Origin of the sequence: Nocardioides sp. (assembly GCF_047607185.1) — a bacterium.
In the GTDB taxonomy this organism is placed as follows: domain Bacteria; phylum Actinomycetota; class Actinomycetes; order Propionibacteriales; family Nocardioidaceae; genus Nocardioides.
This window is the reverse complement of the sequence record NZ_JASGDQ010000012.1, coordinates 21,358-39,009: the sequence shown is the minus strand read 5'-3', so window position 1 is coordinate 39,009 and position 17,652 is coordinate 21,358. Positions and strand designations below refer to the sequence as shown.

The window sequence follows — 17,652 nt, the reverse complement described above, 5'->3', positions numbered from 1 at the left end:
GACGAGCCCGCGCTCGACCGATCCGATCGGCCGCGCCGGCGCCGCCTTCATCTTCGGCGCCCGGCCGACGACGCTCGCCGCCGGCTCGACCGCCGTCGGGGCGATCATGCTCGCGCCGCTGCTGCTGACCGGCGGCCCGCTGCTGCCCGCTACCGCCGCCGTCGCCGGCTGGGTGCTCTACCTCGGCGTCGGCACCATGGCGCTCGCCTATCTCGCCCTCTACGCCGGCCTGCGGACGGTGCCCGCCAGCACCGCGACGGTCGCGTCGCTGCTGGAGCCGGTCACCGCCGCGCTGCTGGCCTGGCTGGTGCTCGGCGAGCACCTCTCGGCGGCCGGCGTCGTCGGCACGCTGCTGGTCCTGGCCGCCGTCGCCGGGCTGGCGCGGACGGGTCAGGAGATGGTGGTCAGCAGCTGAGTGGCGCGGGTGAGGACGACGTAGAGGGTGGCCCGGCCGGTGGCCGACTCGTCCTCGATCTCCTGCGGCCGCACCACCACGATCGCGTCGAACTCCAGGCCCTTGGTGTCGAGGCCGGTGAGCACCACGACCCGGTCCTCCCCGGAGGGGGTGGTGGACGCGTCGCCGGCGGCGGCGCGCGCGGAGGGCGCGTCGGCAGCCAGCTCCGGCCAGGCGGCGAGCCAGGAGTTGACCTCGGCGCGGCGGGCGACGGGTACGACGACGCCGACGGTGCCGGCGACCTCGCCGGCGAGCCTGACCACCTCGGCCCGGGTGGCCGCCTCGAGATCGGCGACGTCGGTCAGCACCACCGGGGGGATGCCGGTCGAGCGGACCGCCGTGGGGAGGTCGGCGTCGAGGCCGACCCGCTGGGCGTAGTCGGCGGCGAACTCGTAGATCTCCGCGCTGTTGCGGTAGTTGGTGGCGAGGTGGAACTCGTGGACGGGCTTGCCGGCCAGCGCCTCGGCACGGGCCTCGGCGGCCTCGGCCGGCACCGGCCACGAGGACTGGGCCGGGTCGCCGACGATGGTCCACGACGCCGTACGTCCCCGACGGCCGACCATCCGCCATTGCATCGGGGTGAGGTCCTGCGCCTCGTCGACAAGCACATGGGCGTAGCCGTCGTCCTCGATGCGGTGGGTGGGCGGCCGCCAGCCGGGGCCGGCGGCGAACTCGCGGTCGGCGGCGGTGAGCAGCTCGGCGACGTTGATGCCGAGTTCGGGGTCGACGTCGCGCTCGTCGGCCGGCGTCTCGGGGACGTCGCCGAGCGCGTAGCGCAGCTCGTCGAGCAGCGGCACGTCCTCGACGGTCAGCTCCTCGCTCCAGGACTTGGCGAGCAGCCGCTGGTCCTCGGCGCTGAGCACGCCCTCGGCGACCCGGGCCAGGAACTCCGGGTCGCGCAGCCAGCCGAGCACCGTCCGCGCGTCGAGCGGCGGCCACCAGGCCGCGGCGAAGTCGAGGAACCGGTCGTCGCCGAGCAGCTCGTCATCGAACGCCTCGCGACCGCGCTCCCGACCCCGCTCGCCGCGAACCTGCCGCCACAGCGCGTCGAGCAGCGTCTGGGCGACCCGGGGCAGCTGCCGGTTGCGGCGGCCCTGGCCCATCAGCTGGCGGCGCAGCTGACCGAGCCGGCCACGGTCGAGGAACAACACGTCGTCGCGGTAGAAGACGCGGAACTCGCTCGGGGAACCGGGCGCCTGCTGCCGGGCGGTACGGCGCAGCAGCTCCGCCATCCGCGCCGAGCCCTTGACGGCGGCGACCGCCGGGTCGTCGTGGCGGGCCGCCCGGACGCCGTCGACGACCTCGCCGAGGGAGCGCAGCGCGACTGCGGTCTCGCCGAGGCTGGGCAGCACCCGGGCGATATAGCTCATGAAGACGCCGGAGGGGCCGACCACCAGCACGCCACCGGTCTCGTAGCGACGGCGGTCGGTGTAGAGCAGGTAGGCGGCGCGGTGCAGCGCCACCACGGTCTTGCCGACGCCGGGGCCGCCGGAGATCGCCACCACGCCCTTGCCGGGGGCGCGGATCGCCTTGTCCTGCTCGGCCTGGATGGTGGCGACGATGGAGTGCATCCGCCGGTCGCGGGCGCGGCTGAGCTGGGCCATCAGGGCGCCCTCGCCGACGATGGGCAGGTCGGTCTCGACGCTGTCGTCGAGCAGCTCGTCCTCGACGCCGAGGACCGCCCTGCCGCGGGACCGCAGCACCCGTCGTCGTACGACGTTCTGGGGCTCGGCCGCGGTCGCCTGGTAGAACACCGCCGCGGCGGGGGCGCGCCAGTCGATCAGCAGCGAGTCGCGGTTGGCGTCGCGCAGCCCGATGCGGCCGATATAGCGCGGCTCGTCGTCGACGTCAGGACGCAGGTCGAGCCGGCCGAAGACGAGGCCCTCGTGGGCGGCGTCGAGCTGGGCGATCCGCTTGGCGGCCTGGAAGACCATCGCGTCACGCTCGACGAGGCCGCCCTCGTGGCCGAGCCCGCCTCGCGCATGGCCCTCGCGGGCGAGCTGTCGGGCCGACGTGGCCGACGCCTCGAGCTGCACGTAGACGCGGTCCACGAACTCCTGCTCGCGCGCGATCTCCGCTGTTGCCAGATCCTCGCTCAACGCCTGTCCCCTGGGTGGTGCCGGTGTCCTTGCCGCCGACGCGGCGAGTCGACAAGCCTACCCCGCTCACGTGACGCCGAGGTATGTCGTCTCGGTCACCTCGCGGGACGAGGTCGGTCGGCGAGCAGGTCGCCTACCTCTTGGCGAGGAAGGCGAGCATCGCCTCGCGGGCCTGGTCGCTGCCGAAGAGCCGGGCACTCAGGGTGGCCATCTCCTCGCCGTGGGCGTCGATCCGGTCGAGCAGCGCCGCGTTCATCAGCGCCTTGGTCTCGCGCAACCCCTGCGGCACGCCCAGGAGCAGCTGCGCCACCACCGCCTCGACCTCGGTGTCCAGCCGGTCGGCGGGGACGGCGGTGGTCACCAGGCCGAGGTCGCGGGCCTCGTCGCCGGTGAAGACCCGGCCGGTGAGGAAGGTGGAGGCCGCGGCTCGGCTGGTGAGTCGCGGCAACACGGTCAGCGAGATGGCCGCCGGGGCGAGGCCGAGCCGCACCTCGGTCAGCGCGAAGCTGGCGTCCTCGGCGGCGACCACGATGTCGCTGGCGGCGACCAGACCGATGCCGCCCGCCCGGACCGCGCCGGCCAGCCGGGTCACCACCGGCTTCGGGTGCGCGACGATCGCCCGCTGCAGCGCCACGATCACCCGGGCGCCCTGGTCCATCGGCACGGTCGCGGCCTCGGACAGGTCGGCGCCGGAGCAGAACACCGTGCCGGCCGCCTGCAGCAACACGATCCTCGCAGCGTCGTCGGCCGCGGCGCGCTCCAGGGCGGCCAGCAGTTCGGTGGTGAGCTGCTGTGAGAGCGCGTTGCGGTTGTGGGGCGAGTCGAGCGTGATCGTGGCGACCCCATCGACGACGTCGTAGTGCACCAGCTCGGTCATAACGCTCATCCTGCCTCAGGAGGTGTTTCAGACGTCATGCGGATGGAGCCGACGGTTGCTCCCTCCGCATGACGTTGCGGCGAGTCAGAAGCGGCCGTCGTACTCCTGCGACGGCGGCTCGTGGGGGTTCGGCGGCTCCGGCGGCACCTGCTTCCTGGGCCGCTTCGTCTTACGTGCCCAGGAGGGGTCCATGACGATCTCGTGGGTGTCGCCGTCGCGGCCGTCGAAGGTGACGGCGACGGTCTGGAAGCCCTTGTGGCGGTTCATCAGCGCGTACGACGCATAGGCCCGGCGGTCGGCGTCGGTGAGGTCGACCGCGTCGGTGAACGGGGTCAGCAGCGCACGCGGCCAGAGGTGCCGCGCCAGCACCACGTTGACCTCCATGCTCAGCACGCCCATCACCGCGGCGAGGTAGATGAACGCGATCAGGCCGAGGACGGTGGCGAAGGTCTGGTTCATCAGGCTGTCGGCACCGTTGATGACGCGCGTGACATAGACCGCGCCGCCGTACTGCAGGACCTGCCACAGGACCGCCAGCACGAAGGCGCCGGGGGCCGCGCTGCGCAGCGGGTGGTCGCGGGTGGTGCCGAAGCGCAGCAGTACGGTGAACATCGCGCCGACGATGAGGACCGTGACCGCCACGATGACCCAGCGCAGGCCGTCGTGGATGCCGTGCCCGAAGACCTGGGTGTTCGCGCCGAGCGTCGAGACGATCGAGACCGCGAGCACCGCGACGCCGGCGGTGGCGAGCAGCACCAGGCTGCGGAACCGCAGCAGGAACGGATTGGGGCGGCTGTTGCGCGGCACCGACCAGGCGGTGTTGAGGGTGTTCTGGATGGCCTGGCCCAGCCCCATCGCGCCATAGAGCGCGACCAGCGACCCGATGACCACACCGCCCGTGGAGCCCCGGAGCCCACCCTCCTGGGCAAGCTGCTCGCCGATGATCGGGAACTGGCTCAGCGCCGAGTCGAGCAGCTGCTCCTGCAACTCCTCGCGGCCCTCCAGGAAGAAGCCGAGGATCGAGGAGCCCAGCAGCATCAGCGGGAAGATCGCCACGAAGGCGTAGTAAGTCATGATCGCGGCGAGGTAGTTGCCCTGGTCGTCGAAGAACTTGTAGACGACGGCGAGCGGGAACCCCGCCGGCGGGAACCGGCGCTGGCCCCGGTCGAGCGCACTGACGACCCCCACGGGGCGCAAGGCTATCCGGCTCGTGGCGGTGGATCGGGGAGCGTCGCCGTCCTCGGCGTCGTCGCGCTGCTCGACCGAGGCGAAGAAGGAGTCGAGGTCGACGTGGATGATGGGATCTGATTGGTACTCCTTCCCCATGAAGGCGGTGATCGGCTCCGGCGGACGCGTAAGTGACGCCCGGCGGTCGGACGGCTCGGCTGGCCGACCTACCCGCCTCCTAGTGTCGCGCGAGGAGCGCGCTGATCACCAGCACCACCGGCAGCGCCAGGATCGTGCTGACGAAGACCGCGTCGCGGGCCAGCAGCACGCCGCGGTCGTAGCGGACCGCCGTCACGAAGATGTTCTGCGCGGTCGGCAGCGCGGAGAGCACCGTCACCGCCAGCAGCGGGTCCCCCGTCATGCCGAGCAGGTAGCGCCCGATGAGATAGGCGGCGAGGGGCTGGAGCACCATCTTGAGCCCGACGGCGGTGCCGAGCTGGGCGGCCGGCGCGCCCCGGCCGGGCAGCGGGCCGAGCCGCAGCGAGATGCCGTAGGCGAGCAACATGCCGGGGACCGCCATCCCGCCGAGCAGCGCCAGCGGGTCGGCGACGACGGTCGGCAGCTCGAAGCCGGTCAGTGCCATCACCAGGCCGAGTACGGAGCCGATCGTCATCGGGTTGCGGACCGGCCGCGAGAGCGCCGCCCTGACCGTGAGCCGCTCGTGGGCCACCGCGGCGTCGAGCAGGGTCAGCCCGACCGGCTGCAGCACGACCAGCTGCAGCAGCAGGGTGGGCACCACCAGGGAGGCGTCGCCGAGCACGTAGACGGCGATGGGGATGCCGAGGTTGGCCGCGTTGACATAGCTGGCGGCGTAGACACTGATGACCGCCTCGCCCAGGGCGAGTCGCCGCGCCCGCGCGGCCAGGGCGGCCAGCGCGCCCGAGACGACCACCGCGCCGCCGGTCGCGATCAGGTTGCGGGAGAACAGCTCGTGCACATTGCTGCCCGACAGCATGGTGACCAGCAGCGCCGGGCTGGCGACGTAGAAGGTGATCACCGCGAGGGTGCGCTGGCCGCCGGCGTCGACCAGGCCGACATGGGCGAGCAGGATGCCCACGCCGATAAGGATCGAGATCGTCGCGAAGCCGGCGAAGATCCCTCCCACGGGCCACGACCCTAGACGACCCCGTTGCTCAGTAGGACTTGGGCAGCCCCAGGGAGTGCATCGCGACGAAGTTGAGGATCATCTCCCGGCTGACCGGCGCGATCCGGCCCAGTCTCGCGGCGACCAGCTGGTTGGCCAGGCCGTACTCCACGGTGAGGCCGTTGCCGCCGTGGGTGTGCACCGCGGCGTCGGTGGCGTTGCAGGCGATCTCGCCGCCGGCGTACTTCGCCATGTTGGCGTACTCGCCCGCCGCGAAGTCGTCGCCGGCGTCGTAGAGCGCCGCCGCCTTCTGCCACAGCAGCCGGGCCTGCTCGAGCTCGATCTTGACCTTGGCCAGCGGGTGCGCGATGCCCTGGTGGGCGCCGATCGGCTGGTCCTTCCAGACGGCGCGGGTCTTGGCGTAGTCGACCGCCTTGGCCAGCGCATAGCGGGCCATGCCGCAGGAGAGCGCGGCACCCATGATCCGCTCGGGGTTGAGGCCGGCGAAGAGCTGCCAGAGGCCGCCATCCTCGTCGCCGACCCGGGCGTCGGCCGGGACCCGGACGTCGTCGAGGAAGAGCGTGAACTGCTTCTCCGGCGCCTGCCAGGCCATCGGGATGACCTGCTTGTCGAACCCGTCGGCGTCGGTGGGGACCACGAAGAGGGCGGGCTTGAGCTTGCCGGTCTTGGTGTCCTCGGTGCGGCTGACGATCAGGACGTGAGAGGCCTCGTCGACGCCGGAGATGAACTGCTTCTGGCCGCGGAGCACCCAGTGGTCGCCGTCTCTCCCTCCCGATGTGCGCTGTGCCGTGGTGGTGATCTGGTGGGAGTTGGAGCCGGCGTCGGCCTCGGTGATGCCGAAGGCCATCAGCAGGGTGCCGTCGGCGATGCCGGGCAGCCACCGCCGCTTCTGCTCCTCGGTGCCGCAGCGGCTGATGATGCTGCCGCAGATGGCCGGGCTGACGACCATCATCAGCAGCGGGGCGCCCTGCGCGGCGGCCTCCTCCAGTACGGCGGCCAGGTCGGCCATGCCCCCGCCCCCGCCGCCGTACTCCTCGGCGATATTGACGCCGAGGAAGCCGCCTCGGCCCATCTCCAGCCACAGCTCGGTGGTCTTGCCGCCGCTCGCGGCCTGCTCGGCGATGTAGTCGTGGCCGTACTTGCCGGCCAGCCGGGCGACCGACTCGCGCAGCGCGACGCGCTCCTCCGGCTCGGTGAACATCATGCTTCCTCCACGTGGGCAAGCACCGCGCCGGCGGCGACCTGCGCCCCGGCCTCGACGGTGAACTCGACGGCGCCCGCGGCGGGCGCGACGACGGTGTGCTGCATCTTCATCGCCTCGAGGACGAGTACGCCGTCCCCGGCGGCCACCTGCTGGCCGAGCTCGGCGAGCAGCCTCACCACGGTGCCGGGCATCGGCGCGACCAGGCTGCCGGGGCTCACCTGGGTGGCGGGGTCGGTGAACCGCGGTCGCCGCACCAGTGCGGTGTGGCCGTGCACCGAGTCCACGTCGACGTCATCCGGTCGGGTCGCTCCGACCGCCACCTCGTAGGACGTCCTGAGGCCATCGACCTCGAGAACCACCCGCTCGGGGCTTACCGCCACCACGGTGAGCCCGTCGACGCGATAGCCGTCGCGGCCGCCGTACCACTCGACCACGCTGCCGTCGGTGAACTCGGTGCGCTGCGGCTGGCTGACGACATTGCGCCAGCCCACCGGGATCCGCTGCTGCACCGCTCTCCTGGCTCGGCCGCTCTCTGCCAGCGCCAGCGCCGCGGCGACGGCGGCGTGCGGGTCGCCCGCCGGCTCGGTCGGCGGGTGCTCGACGAGGAAGGCGGTGGAGACCCGCTCGGCCAGGAAGTCCTCGGACTCCAGGATCTGGACGAGCTGGTCGCGGTTGGTCCGCACCCCGTGGATGCGGGCACGCCGCAGCGCGTCGGCCAGCTTGCCGGCGGCCTCCCGCCGGGTCGGCGCCCAGGCGATCACCTTGGCGATCATGGCGTCGTAGAACGTGCTGATCTCGCTGCCCGCCTGGTAGCCCGCCTCGACCCGGACCTCCCCTCGGCCCGGGAAATCGCCCAGCTCGAGCCTGGTGAGCCGGCCCGACTGCGGGGCGTAGCCGGCGGCCGGGTCCTCGGCGTAGAGCCGGACCTCGACGGCATGGCCGTCGGGCTCGCCGGTCCAGCCGACGAGCCCGTCGGCGGTGGCCGCCCGGAGCTGGAGCTCGACCAGGTCGACTCCGAAGACCTCCTCCGTGACCGGGTGCTCGACCTGCAGCCGGGTGTTCATCTCCAGGAACCAGAACCGCCCGGTGGCCTCGTCGTAGAGGAACTCCACCGTGCCGGCGCCGCGGTAGTCGATCACCTCGGCGGCCCTGGCCGCCGCCTCGTGCAGGGCCGCGCGGACGTCGTCGGGCAGCCCCGGAGCGGGCGCCTCCTCGACCACCTTCTGGTGACGCCGCTGGATCGAGCAGTCGCGGTCGCCGTAGACCGTGGTGCCCACCACCTGCACCTCGACGTGGCGGCCGCGCTCGACGTACGGCTCGACGAAGACGGTGCCGTCGCCGAAGGCGCTCTCCGCCTCGGCGGCGGCAGCGGCGATCTCCGCGTCGAGGTCGGCCAGCGCGCGGACGACCCGCATACCCCGGCCGCCACCACCGGCGGAGGCCTTCACCAGCAGCGGCAGGTCGGCCTCGGTCGGCGCCGCGGCCGCCTCCAACACCGGCACGCCGGCGGCCTTCATGATGGCCTTCGCGCCGACCTTGGCGCCCATCTGCTCGATGGACTCCGGCGTCGGGCCCACCCAGGTCAGCCCGGCGTCGAGGACAGCGCGAGCGAAGTCGGCGCTCTCGGAGAGGAAGCCGTAGCCGGGGTGGATGGCGTCGGCGCCCGCCCGGCGCGCGGCGGCGATGATCAGGTCGCCGCGCAGATAGGTCTCGGCCGGGCTGTTGCCGGGGAGGTGTACGGCGAGATCGGCCTCGCGCACGAACGGCAGGTCGGCGTCGGCGGTGGAGTGCACCGCGACCGTGGCGATGCCGAGCCGGCGGCAGGTCCGGAAGACCCGCGAGGCGATCTCGGCGCGGTTGGCGACCAGCAGGCGCCTCATGCCCGGAACACCCCGAAGTTCATGGCGCCCTCGATCGGCCCGGTGGCGATGGCGGAGAGACAGATGCCCAGCACGGTGCGGGTGTCGCGGGGGTCGATCACGCCGTCGTCGTACCCCAGGCCGGAGAGGAAGAAGGGCAGCGACTGCTCCTCGATCATCGACTCGACCAGCTCCTTCATCGGCGCGAAGCCCGCCGCGTCGAAGGGCTGCCCCTTCGACTCCGCCGACTGACGCGCGACGATCTCCATCACGCCGGCGAGCTGCTGCGGCCCCATCACCGCGGACTTGGCCGAGGGCCAGGTGAACAGGAACCGGGGGTCGTAGGCGCGGCCGTTCATGCCGTAGTTGCCGGCGCCGTACGACGCCCCCATGATCACGGTCAGGTGCGGCACCTTCGAGTTGGAGACGGCGTTGATCATCATCGCGCCGTGCTTGATGATGCCGCCCTGCTCGTAGTCGGTGCCGACCATGTAGCCGGTGGTGTTGTGCAGGAAGAGCAACGGGGTGTCCTTCTGGTTGGCCAGCTGCACGAACTGCGCCGCCTTCTGGGCCTCCTCGCTCATCAGGACGCCGCGGGCGTTGGCGAGGATGCCGATCTGGTAGCCGTGCAGGCTGGCCCAGCCGGTGCACAGCGAGGGGCCGTAGAGCGGCTTGAACTCGTCGAAGGCGACCTCGTTGCCCGGGCCGGCGCCGTCGACGATGCGCAGGATCGCCTGCCGCGGGTCGAACGGCTCGCGCAGGTCGGTCGGGATCAGGTCGAGCAGGCCCTCGGGGTCGAGGTCGGGCTCGACGTACGTCGTGGCGGGGACCGGGCCGCGCTTGCGCCAGTTGAGCCGCGCCACCACCCGTCGGGCCAGCCGGATCGCGTCGTGCTCGTCGACGGCCAGGAAGTCGCTGGACCCGGAGACCCGGGAGTGCATCTCGGCGCCGCCGAGCGACTCGTCGTCGGCCTCCTCGCCGGTCGCCATCCTCACCAGCGGCGGGCCGGCGAGGAAGACCTTGGCCTGCTCCTTGACCATGATCACGTAGTCGCTCATGCCCGGGACGTAGGCACCGCCGGCGGTGGCGTTGCCGAAGACCACCGAGATGGTGGGCTGCTTGCGGGCCGAGGCGCGGGTGAGGTCGCGGAAGCCCTGGCCGCCCGGGATGAAGATGTCCTTCTGGGTGGGCAGGTCGGCGCCGCCGGACTCGGTCAGGTTGATCGTCGGCAGGCCGTTGCGCTCGGCGATCTCGGCGGCGCGGAAGGACTTCTTCAGCGAGTAGGGGTTGAGCGCGCCGCCCTTCACCGTCGGGTCGTTGGCGACGATCAGGCACTCCACGCCCTCGACCACGCCGATGCCGGTGACCAGCGAACCGCCGACGGCGAACTCGCTGCCCCAGCCGATCAGCGGCTGCAGCTCCAGGAAGGCGCTGCCCTCGTCGAGCAGCAGCTCGATCCGCTCGCGGGCGGTGAGCTTGCCCCGGGCCCGGTGGCGGGCGACGTACTTCTCGCCGCCGCCGGCCACCGCCTTGGCCTGCTCCTCGTGGAGGTCGTCGAGCTTCGCCAGCATGGCCTGTCTGTTCATCCGGCGTACCCCAACAGGGTCGCGGCCAGGTCGGTCATCACCTCGGTGGCTCCTCCTCCGATCGGCAGGATGCGGGCGTCGCGGTAGTGCCGCTCCACCTCGGTCCCGTGCAGGTAGCCGGTGCCGCCGTGCAGCTGGACGGCCTGGTCGACGACATAGGTGGCGCACTCGACGGCGGTCTGCTTGGCGAGCGCGGCGCCGGCGATCGCCGCCGCGGTGGCGATCTCGCCGCCGTCGACATAGCGCTGGCTGACCGCGCGGGCGTAGGTGCGGGCCACCTCGACCTGGCGGTGCATCTCGACCAGCCTGTGGCGGACCACCTGCCGGCTCGCCAACGGCTGCCCGAAGGTGTCGCGCTCCTTGGCGTAGGCGGCGGTGAGGGCCAGGCTGCGGGCGGCGATGCCGTAGGCCTGCACCGCCAGCGCGATCCGCTCGGTCACGAACGCCTCGGCGAGATAGCCGAAGCCGGCGTTCTCCTCGCCCACCAGGTGATCGACCGGGACCCGGGCGTCGACGAAGGCGAGCTCGGCGGTGTCGGAACAGTGCCAACCCATCTTCCGCAAGCTCCTGGTGACGGTGAAGCCCGGGGTGTCCTTGTCGATCACCAGCAGGCTGAGGCCCCTGCTGCCGTCGCCGCCGGTCCGGACGGCGGTCGTCACGAAGTCGGCGCGCACGCCGGAGGTGATGAAGGTCTTGGCGCCGTTGACGACGTAGTGGTCGCCGTCCCTGGTCGCCACGGTCCGCAGCCTGGCGACGTCGGAGCCGCCGCCAGGCTCGGTGATGGCCAGGCTGCCGATCCTCTCTCCCGCCAGGGTGGGCCTCACGTAGGCGTCGATGAGCGCCGGTGAGCCGTGCCTGGCGAGGTGCGGGAGCGCGATGCCGCTGGTGAAGAGCGCCGCGAGCAGCCCCGACGAGGCGCCCTCGGCCAACATGCCTTCTGTCATGTCGACGACGTCGAGCAGGGTGCCGCCCTCGCCGCCCACCTCCTCGGGGAAGCCCAGGCCGAGCAGCCCCTGCCCCGCCGCCTTCGCGTGCAGCTCCCGCGGCACCTCGCCGGCGTCCTCCCACTCCTGCAGATGGGGGAAGACCTCGCGGCGGGTGAACTCCGCGCCCAGCTCGTGCAGGTCGCTCACTGGCGCCGCCCTCGCTTCGCTCGTAGCCGCCGTGACGCCACCGGCTCGTTCACAGCAACTCCTCCGGAATATCGACATAACGACTTCTGACCCACTCGCCCAGTGCCTTGGCCTGCGGGTCGAACCTGCGGCCCTCCGCGACCCCCGCCCCCAGCAGGCCATGGATGACGACGTTGACCCCGCGCAAGTTGGCCAGCGGGTGGATGTCCACCTCCAGGCCCTCCGCCTCGGGGACCAACTGCCTGACCCGCTCGCGGGTGAGGTAGTCGATGAGCCAGTCCACCGCCGCGTCCGGCCGGCCCCGCGGCACCCACAGCCCCAGGTTGGCGTCGCCGCCCTTGTCTCCGGACCTGGCAAACACCACCTCGCCGAGCGGGCGCAAACTGACACTCAAATCCCGGTGACCGGGCTCAAACTGACCTTCCAACTGCGCTGAGCGGTCGCAAACTGACATTGCGGGCGATGTCAGTTTGCGGCTGGTCACCGGGATTTCGGCGTCAGTTTGAGTCTGCTCACGGGGTGGGGTCGGGTCGGGGACGACCTCGCGGGTGCCGTCGGGGAGGACGACCAGGTGCTGGACAGCGGCGCGCTCGACGTACTCCGCGCGGTAGACGCCATAGGGGGAGGGCCGGGAGGGCGGGGCGGTGACGTGGAAGCCGGGGTACGACGCCAGCGCCAGCCCGATCAGCGGCTCGGTAAACCTCTTGCCCACCGCGTCGGGGTCGGCCGACCAGGCGGTGAGCCGCAGCAGCACGCTGGCGCCCTCCTCGGTGGCTGAGTCCGGCTCCGGCAGACGGTACGACGACCAGGCGTGCTCGACGCCGGCCAGGCTCGGCTCGACCTGCGCCCGCAGCCAGTCGGCCTTCTCCTCGATGTCGAGCCCGGTCAGCACGAACTCGGCGGAGTTCCGCATACCCCCAAGCTCGTTGACGGCGACCTTCAGCGTGGCCGGTGGCGGGCCGCCGCGCACTCCGGTCACCCCCACCCGGTCCTCGCCAGCGTCGGCGAGCTCGATCGAGGCGAGGTCGGTGGTGACGTCGGGGTTGAGATAGTCGGTGCCCTGGATCTCGTACATCAGCTGCGCGGTGACCGTGTCGACGGTGACAGCCCCGCCGGTGCCCCGGTGCTTGGTGATCACCGACGAGCCGTCGGCAGCGATCTCGGCGACGGGGAAGCCCAGCGGCTTGGACCGGTCGATGGTCGCGAAGCCGCTGAAGTTGCCGCCGGTGGCCTGGGTGCCGCACTCGATCACGTGCCCGGCGACGACCGCGCCGGCGAGCCGGTCCCAGTCGTCGACCGCCCAGCCGAAGTGGGCCGCCGCCGGACCCACGACCAGGGAGGCGTCGGTGACCCGGCCGGTGACGACCACGTCGGCGCCGGCGGCGAGGGCCCGGGCGATGCCCCAGCCGCCGAGATAGGCGTTGGCGGTGAGCGCGCCGGCAAGCTCGGGCAGAGTCTCGACCTTGTCGCCCTCGACGTAGGCGATCTTGGCCTCCGGCGCGATCTCGGCCAGTCGCGCGGCCAGCCCGGCGGGGTTGAGGCCGCCGGCGTTGCTGACGATCTTGACGCCCTTTTCGAGAGCCAGCCCCAGGCAGTCCTCGGCCTGTTGCACGAACGTCCTGGCGTAGCCGGCGGCGGGGTCCTTCATCGCGTCGCGGCCAAGGATGAGCATGGTCAGCTCGGCGAGGTAGTCACCGGTGAGCACGTCGAGCGGGCCGCCCTCCAGCATCTCCCGCATCGCGGAGAGCCGGTCGCCGTAGAAGCCCGAGCAGTTGCCGATCCGGATCATGCCCGCGACCGACCTCCACCCGGCTGCCCGGCGAAGGCCTGTGCGATCGTCAGCCACCGCTCGGCATCGGCTCCCACCGCGACCAGGTCGGTGTCGTCGCGGTGGACTCGTTGGGTGACCAGCCGGGCGAAGTCCCAGGCGCTGCCGGTCACCGACTGGGCGGCCTCGGCCGGGCCGGCCTCGAACAGCGCGCCGCTGGGCAGGATGAGCGAGACCCGGAACTCCTCGGCCGGGGCCTCGAGGCCATGGGCAGCGAAGGCGAAGCCCCTGGTGCGGATACCGAGGTGGCAGACGTGGCGGACCCGGTCGGACCGCTCCGGCTCGATGCCCAGCGCGTCGTAGACGTCGAGGCCGTGCGCCCAGGTCTCCATGAAGCGGGCGGTCGCCATCGACGCCGGCGACATCGGCGGGCCGAACCAGGGCAGCCTGCCGTCCGCCTCCCGCAGCGCGGCGGCGAGGGCGGTGCGCCCGGCGTCCCAGCGGGCCAGCAGCTCGGCGGGCGGAGCGGCGGCCACGGCGGCGGCGCTGGCGTCGACGAAGTGCGCCGGGTCGGCAAGCGCCGCGGCCACCAGCGCATCCCAGCCAGCCGGATCGCCCTTCGCCCAGGCGGCGGCCGCGAGCGACGCCTCGTCGGTCCAGGCCAAGTGGCCGATCTGGGTCGCGATGTCCCAGCCCTGCGCCGGGGTCGGCGAGCGCCAGCCGGCGTCGTCCAGCGGCGCGACCGCCGCCCGCAGCGCGTCGCTCTCGGTGGCCAGGTCGGCCAGCAGTTCCTCCAGCATCGTCACAGCTGCTCCTCCAGCACCATCGCCCAGCGGTCGAGGATGTGCTCGCGCCGCTTGCTGTCGTCCGAGATCGTCGAGGCCAGCCCCAGGCCGCGCACCAGGTCGAGGGTGGCCTGCACCAGCTCCCGTACGCCGTCCCGGGACTCGTCGGCGCCCAGCAGCTCGACGGTCAGCCGATGGGTCTCGCGGCCCACCCTCTGCTCCAGCGGCTCGACCAACGCCAGCAGGTCGGGATCGGTACGGGCGGCGACCCACAGCTCCAGCGCGGCGGTGAAGACCGGCGAGGTGAAGTGGTCGGCGAGCATACCGAGCACCGACCGGGTCCGGTTGGCGGTGGCCGGCAGCGTGGCGACCGCCTCGGCGAGGAACTCACCGCGCATCCGCGTCAGGTGCTCGACGGCCGCGAAGACCAGGTCGTTCTTGGTCGGGAAGTGGTGCAGCTGGGCACCCCGGCTCACCCCGGCCCGCTCGGAGACGAGTGTGGTCGTCGTACCCGCGAAGCCACGCTCCACCAACAGCTCGACGGTCGCCTCCAGCAGTCGCGCCCGCATCGCACGGGTGCGCTCCTCCTGCGGGACGCGGACGGGGGTCACTCGGCCACTGTGGCACCGTCACTAACAAACAGTCAAGAATGATTGTTTATCGAGCACCCCGGAATGGTCCGTTCGGATGGTTTCAACCCCGACGCCGTCGGGCAGAGTTCAGCCATGTCCGGCTACAACCCCTACGGCGGCGTGCCGAGCTACGGCTCCCCGCAGCCCGCCTCCTACAACTACGCCTCCTGGATCGCGCGGGTCGCCGCCTCGATCGTCGACATGGTCGTCACCGTGGTTGCGGCGATCCCGTTCATCATCGGCACCGTGATGATCGCCGCGTCCACCGAGAGCCACACCGACGCCCAGGGCTACACCGTGGTCGACAGCGGGCCTAGCGCCGCGGGGATCGTGGTCACCGGGCTCGGCGTGTTGTTCTACATCGGCTTCGCGATCTGGAACATCATCTTCCGGCAGGGCACGACCGGCGCCAGCCTCGGCAAGAGCGCCCTCGGGCTGCGGCTGGTCCGCGAGACCACCGGCCAGCCGCTCGGCGCCGGGCTGTGCTTCGTGCGGCAGATCGCGCACATCCTCGACGGCATCTGCTACATCGGCTACCTGTGGCCGCTGTGGGACGCGAAGCGGCAGACCTTCGCCGACAAGGTGATCGGCTCGGTGGTCCACGTGCCGAGCAACCAGGAGATCTACGGTCGCTGATCGCTAGCCCGCGACGGTCATCACCACGCGAGCCCTGCTGACCGGCTCGACCCAGCCGTCGCGGGCCTGCATCAGCCGGAGCAGCGACCAGCCGACGAACGGCGCGGCCGCCATGATCGACAGCGGCCAGGCGGGCACATGGGAGAGCCCGGAGAAGACCAGGGACGTCAACGTGGTGGTGAGCGCGAGCTTCGCGGAGTAGCCGACCATCGCCACCGGTGGGGCGGGGGTGGCGCGGGCGGAGCGCAGGTCCACCGGATAGGGGTTGCGCGAGGACCATCGCAGCGCGGTGCTGACCACCTGCAGCACCACCACGACCAGCGTGCAGGCCAGTGCCGCCACCTCGGCCGCCGTCGGGGTACCGGCTCGCATCGCCGCGAGCAGCAGCGTGACCAGCGCCGCCACCAGCAGGAACTCGAACAGCACCCAGGCCCGGGCCGCGAAGACCAGTCCGGGCGCGACCGGCAGCGACTCCCGCCAGAGCACGCCGCGTACGTCGAGGCACCAGGCGTTGACGCCGAAGAGCAGGGCGCCGCCCGAGGCGACCAGGCCCGGCAGGATCGTCATCTGGCTCCACGGCAGCGCGCCGGCCAGCGAGACCAGGCCGGGGCCGATGGCGAGCACCGCGAGGCCGCGGCGCATCGGTACCGAGCGCCACACGCTGCCTCGGTCCAGTCGTAGCAGCGCGCCGAGGTCGGTACGGCTGAGCGGGCGGGCACGGTAGCGACCGCTCTCCACTCGCAGCTCATCGCGCGGCTGTCGGCGGGCGGCGAGATGGGCCGGCACGGCGCCGAGCACGACCGCGCCGACGAAGAGCGCGACCAGGACGGCGATGGTGAGCAGCCAGCGCGGTCCGAAGTCGCTCACCAGGCCGGCGACGATCCAGGTGGTCGGCAACGAGTCGAGGAAGCCCGCCAGGTGGCCGGTGAGCTGCAGCGCCGCCGCGGCAGCGAGGAGCAGCCCGCCCACGGCGCGCACCACGAGCACGCCGTACGGCAGCCGGCGGACGCCCTCCATCGTCCAGGCGATCACCTGGCCGAGCGCGGTGGCGGCGAGGATCCACAGTGCCGTGCCGATCGCCAACGGCAGGAACAGTCGTGGGCCGGTGCCGTAGGAGCCGCTGCCGAGAAGCAGCCATGACTGCAGCATCCAGGCGATGTTGAGCGGCGCCAGCAGCAGCGCGCCGAGGTGGTCGGTGGTGGGACTGACGGGGTAACCCACCAACTGCTCGCGTGAGACCAGTTCGCGGCCGCCGCCCGAGGCGATGGCCGAACCGAGCGCGAGCAGCAGGAAGCCGGCATACGCCGAGGGCTGCAGGATCAGCGCGTCCAGCGCATGATCGGAGTCGCCCGCGCCAGGGATGAAGGCCGGGATCAGCACGGCAGCCAGAGTGATCGCGCCGAAGATCGCCAGCGCGAGCCAGAGTCGGCGCCGTCGTACCGTGCCGGCGCGGAAGCGCAGCAGGTGGCCGACGTCCTGGACCGCCCACAGCTCGCGGCGGAGGAGGGAAGGCTCAGTCGAGGAGGCCGCGGTAGGCACGTGCGCCCTCCTCGCCCGCCATCTCGCCGGCGCTCACCATCGCCACCTTGGCGCCGCCGCGCAGCACCAGCACCTCGGTGCACGCCTCGATGGCGAGCTCGCGCAGGTGAGTGGAGACCAGCACGCAGGCGCCGCGCGCCCGGGCGTCGCTGACCACCTCCAGGGTCGCCTCGACGCCGATCGGGTCGACGCCGTCGAACGGCTCGTCGAGCAGGAGCACGGCGGGGTCGTGGAACGCGGCGAGCACGACCGAGAGCCGGCGGCCCATGCCGTGACTGAAGCCGCTGGTGACCCGGTGGGCCACGTCGCCAAGCTCGAACCGCTCCAGCAGCTCGCGGGCCCGCTGCTCCCAGCCCGTCGGCATCCGGCGCAGTCGCGCCGAGAGCTGCAGGTGCTCCCACGGCGTCGCGCGCGGCACCAGGCCGCCGACATCGGGGCAGTAGCCCACCGCCCGCTTGACCGCCATCGGGTCGGCGCGCACGTCGTACCCCGCGACCAGGGCCTGGCCCTGGGTCGGCGGGACCACCCCGGCGAGGACCCGCATGGTGGTCGACTTGCCGGCGCCGTTCCTGCCCAGCAAAGCGGTGCTCTGGCCGGCGGCTGCCGCCAGGTCGACTCCCGCAACGGCCTCGACCTCGCCGAACCGGACGTGCAGGCCACGCACCTCGACGGCCAGCCCTGGGACTCCCCCACTCACCGCCCCATCGTGCCAAGAACAGCGCCCGGCGTCCGGCGAACAGTCCCAAAC

The 17,652-nt window shown here is 72.3% G+C and carries 15 protein-coding genes; 2 read left to right on the top strand and 13 right to left on the bottom strand.

Translation table 11 applies throughout. From position 1 onward, the window contains the following. On the top strand, window positions 1–415 hold a 415-nt coding region (locus QM595_RS01590), incomplete at its 5' end, for an EamA family transporter (protein ID WP_415169768.1). Here the strand turns inward: QM595_RS01590 and QM595_RS01585 are convergent. The 11 genes from QM595_RS01585 to QM595_RS01535 all read right to left on the bottom strand — a co-directional run bounded on the left by QM595_RS01585 (window position 391) and on the right by QM595_RS01535 (window position 14,708). Further along, window positions 391–2,553, bottom strand: a complete 2,163-nt coding sequence (locus QM595_RS01585) for a HelD family protein (protein WP_415169767.1) — start codon at window positions 2,551–2,553, stop codon at window positions 391–393. The genes QM595_RS01590 and QM595_RS01585 overlap by 25 nt on opposite strands. A gap of 133 nt (window positions 2,554–2,686) precedes the next feature. Next, window positions 2,687–3,430 carry an enoyl-CoA hydratase family protein gene (locus QM595_RS01580; protein WP_415169766.1) on the bottom strand — a complete coding sequence of 248 codons (744 nt, stop codon included), beginning with the start codon at window positions 3,428–3,430 and terminating at the stop codon, window positions 2,687–2,689. Window positions 3,431–3,514: 84 nt separating this feature from the next. Continuing rightward, window positions 3,515–4,756: a YhjD/YihY/BrkB family envelope integrity protein gene (locus QM595_RS01575; RefSeq protein WP_415169765.1), complete on the bottom strand. Its 1,242-nt coding sequence runs from the start codon at window positions 4,754–4,756 to the stop codon at window positions 3,515–3,517. A 79-nt stretch (window positions 4,757–4,835) separates the two neighbouring features. Continuing rightward, the gene (locus QM595_RS01570) at window positions 4,836–5,762 is read right to left on the bottom strand and encodes an AEC family transporter (protein WP_415169764.1); all 927 of its coding nucleotides are present in this window, start codon (window positions 5,760–5,762) and stop codon (window positions 4,836–4,838) included. 28 nt (window positions 5,763–5,790) lie between these two features. Then, window positions 5,791–6,966 (bottom strand): acyl-CoA dehydrogenase family protein, encoded by a 1,176-nt coding sequence (locus tag QM595_RS01565; RefSeq protein ID WP_415169763.1) that lies wholly within the window; start codon window positions 6,964–6,966, stop codon window positions 5,791–5,793. Beyond that, complete coding sequence (locus QM595_RS01560; RefSeq protein ID WP_415169762.1) at window positions 6,963–8,846, bottom strand: biotin carboxylase N-terminal domain-containing protein; 1,884 nt, start codon at window positions 8,844–8,846, stop codon at window positions 6,963–6,965. Before QM595_RS01560 ends, QM595_RS01565 begins: the two co-directional genes overlap by 4 nt. Continuing rightward, entirely contained in the window at window positions 8,843–10,411 is a 1,569-nt protein-coding gene (locus tag QM595_RS01555) for an acyl-CoA carboxylase subunit beta (RefSeq protein WP_415169761.1), read from the bottom strand. The genes QM595_RS01560 and QM595_RS01555 overlap by 4 nt, the downstream gene beginning before the upstream one ends. Continuing rightward, window positions 10,408–11,544, bottom strand: a complete 1,137-nt coding sequence (locus QM595_RS01550) for an acyl-CoA dehydrogenase family protein (RefSeq protein WP_415169760.1) — start codon at window positions 11,542–11,544, stop codon at window positions 10,408–10,410. The genes QM595_RS01555 and QM595_RS01550 overlap by 4 nt, the downstream gene beginning before the upstream one ends. A gap of 49 nt (window positions 11,545–11,593) precedes the next feature. Continuing rightward, window positions 11,594–13,333: an acyclic terpene utilization AtuA family protein gene (locus tag QM595_RS01545; protein ID WP_415169759.1), complete on the bottom strand. Its 1,740-nt coding sequence runs from the start codon at window positions 13,331–13,333 to the stop codon at window positions 11,594–11,596. Further along, window positions 13,330–14,112 (bottom strand): TIGR03084 family metal-binding protein, encoded by a 783-nt coding sequence (locus tag QM595_RS01540; protein WP_415169769.1) that lies wholly within the window; start codon window positions 14,110–14,112, stop codon window positions 13,330–13,332. Before QM595_RS01540 ends, QM595_RS01545 begins: the two co-directional genes overlap by 4 nt. Window positions 14,113–14,114: 2 nt before the next feature. Next, entirely contained in the window at window positions 14,115–14,708 is a 594-nt protein-coding gene (locus tag QM595_RS01535; RefSeq protein WP_415169758.1) for a TetR/AcrR family transcriptional regulator, read from the bottom strand. 114 nt (window positions 14,709–14,822) lie between these two features. Here QM595_RS01535 and QM595_RS01530 point away from each other — a divergent pair, with 114 nt between their 5' ends. Then, window positions 14,823–15,365, top strand: a complete 543-nt coding sequence (locus QM595_RS01530) for an RDD family protein (protein WP_415169757.1) — start codon at window positions 14,823–14,825, stop codon at window positions 15,363–15,365. Between the two features lie 3 nt (window positions 15,366–15,368). Here the strand turns inward: QM595_RS01530 and QM595_RS01525 are convergent, their stop codons facing one another. Together QM595_RS01525 and QM595_RS01520 are read right to left on the bottom strand one after the other, a co-directional pair. Then, on the bottom strand, window positions 15,369–16,904 hold the full coding sequence (locus QM595_RS01525; protein ID WP_415169756.1) for a hypothetical protein: 1,536 nt from the start codon (window positions 16,902–16,904) through the stop codon (window positions 15,369–15,371). Beyond that, the gene (locus QM595_RS01520) at window positions 16,879–17,601 is read right to left on the bottom strand and encodes an ABC transporter ATP-binding protein (protein ID WP_415169755.1); all 723 of its coding nucleotides are present in this window, start codon (window positions 17,599–17,601) and stop codon (window positions 16,879–16,881) included. Before QM595_RS01520 ends, QM595_RS01525 begins: the two co-directional genes overlap by 26 nt. Window positions 17,602–17,652: the final 51 nt, after the last annotated feature.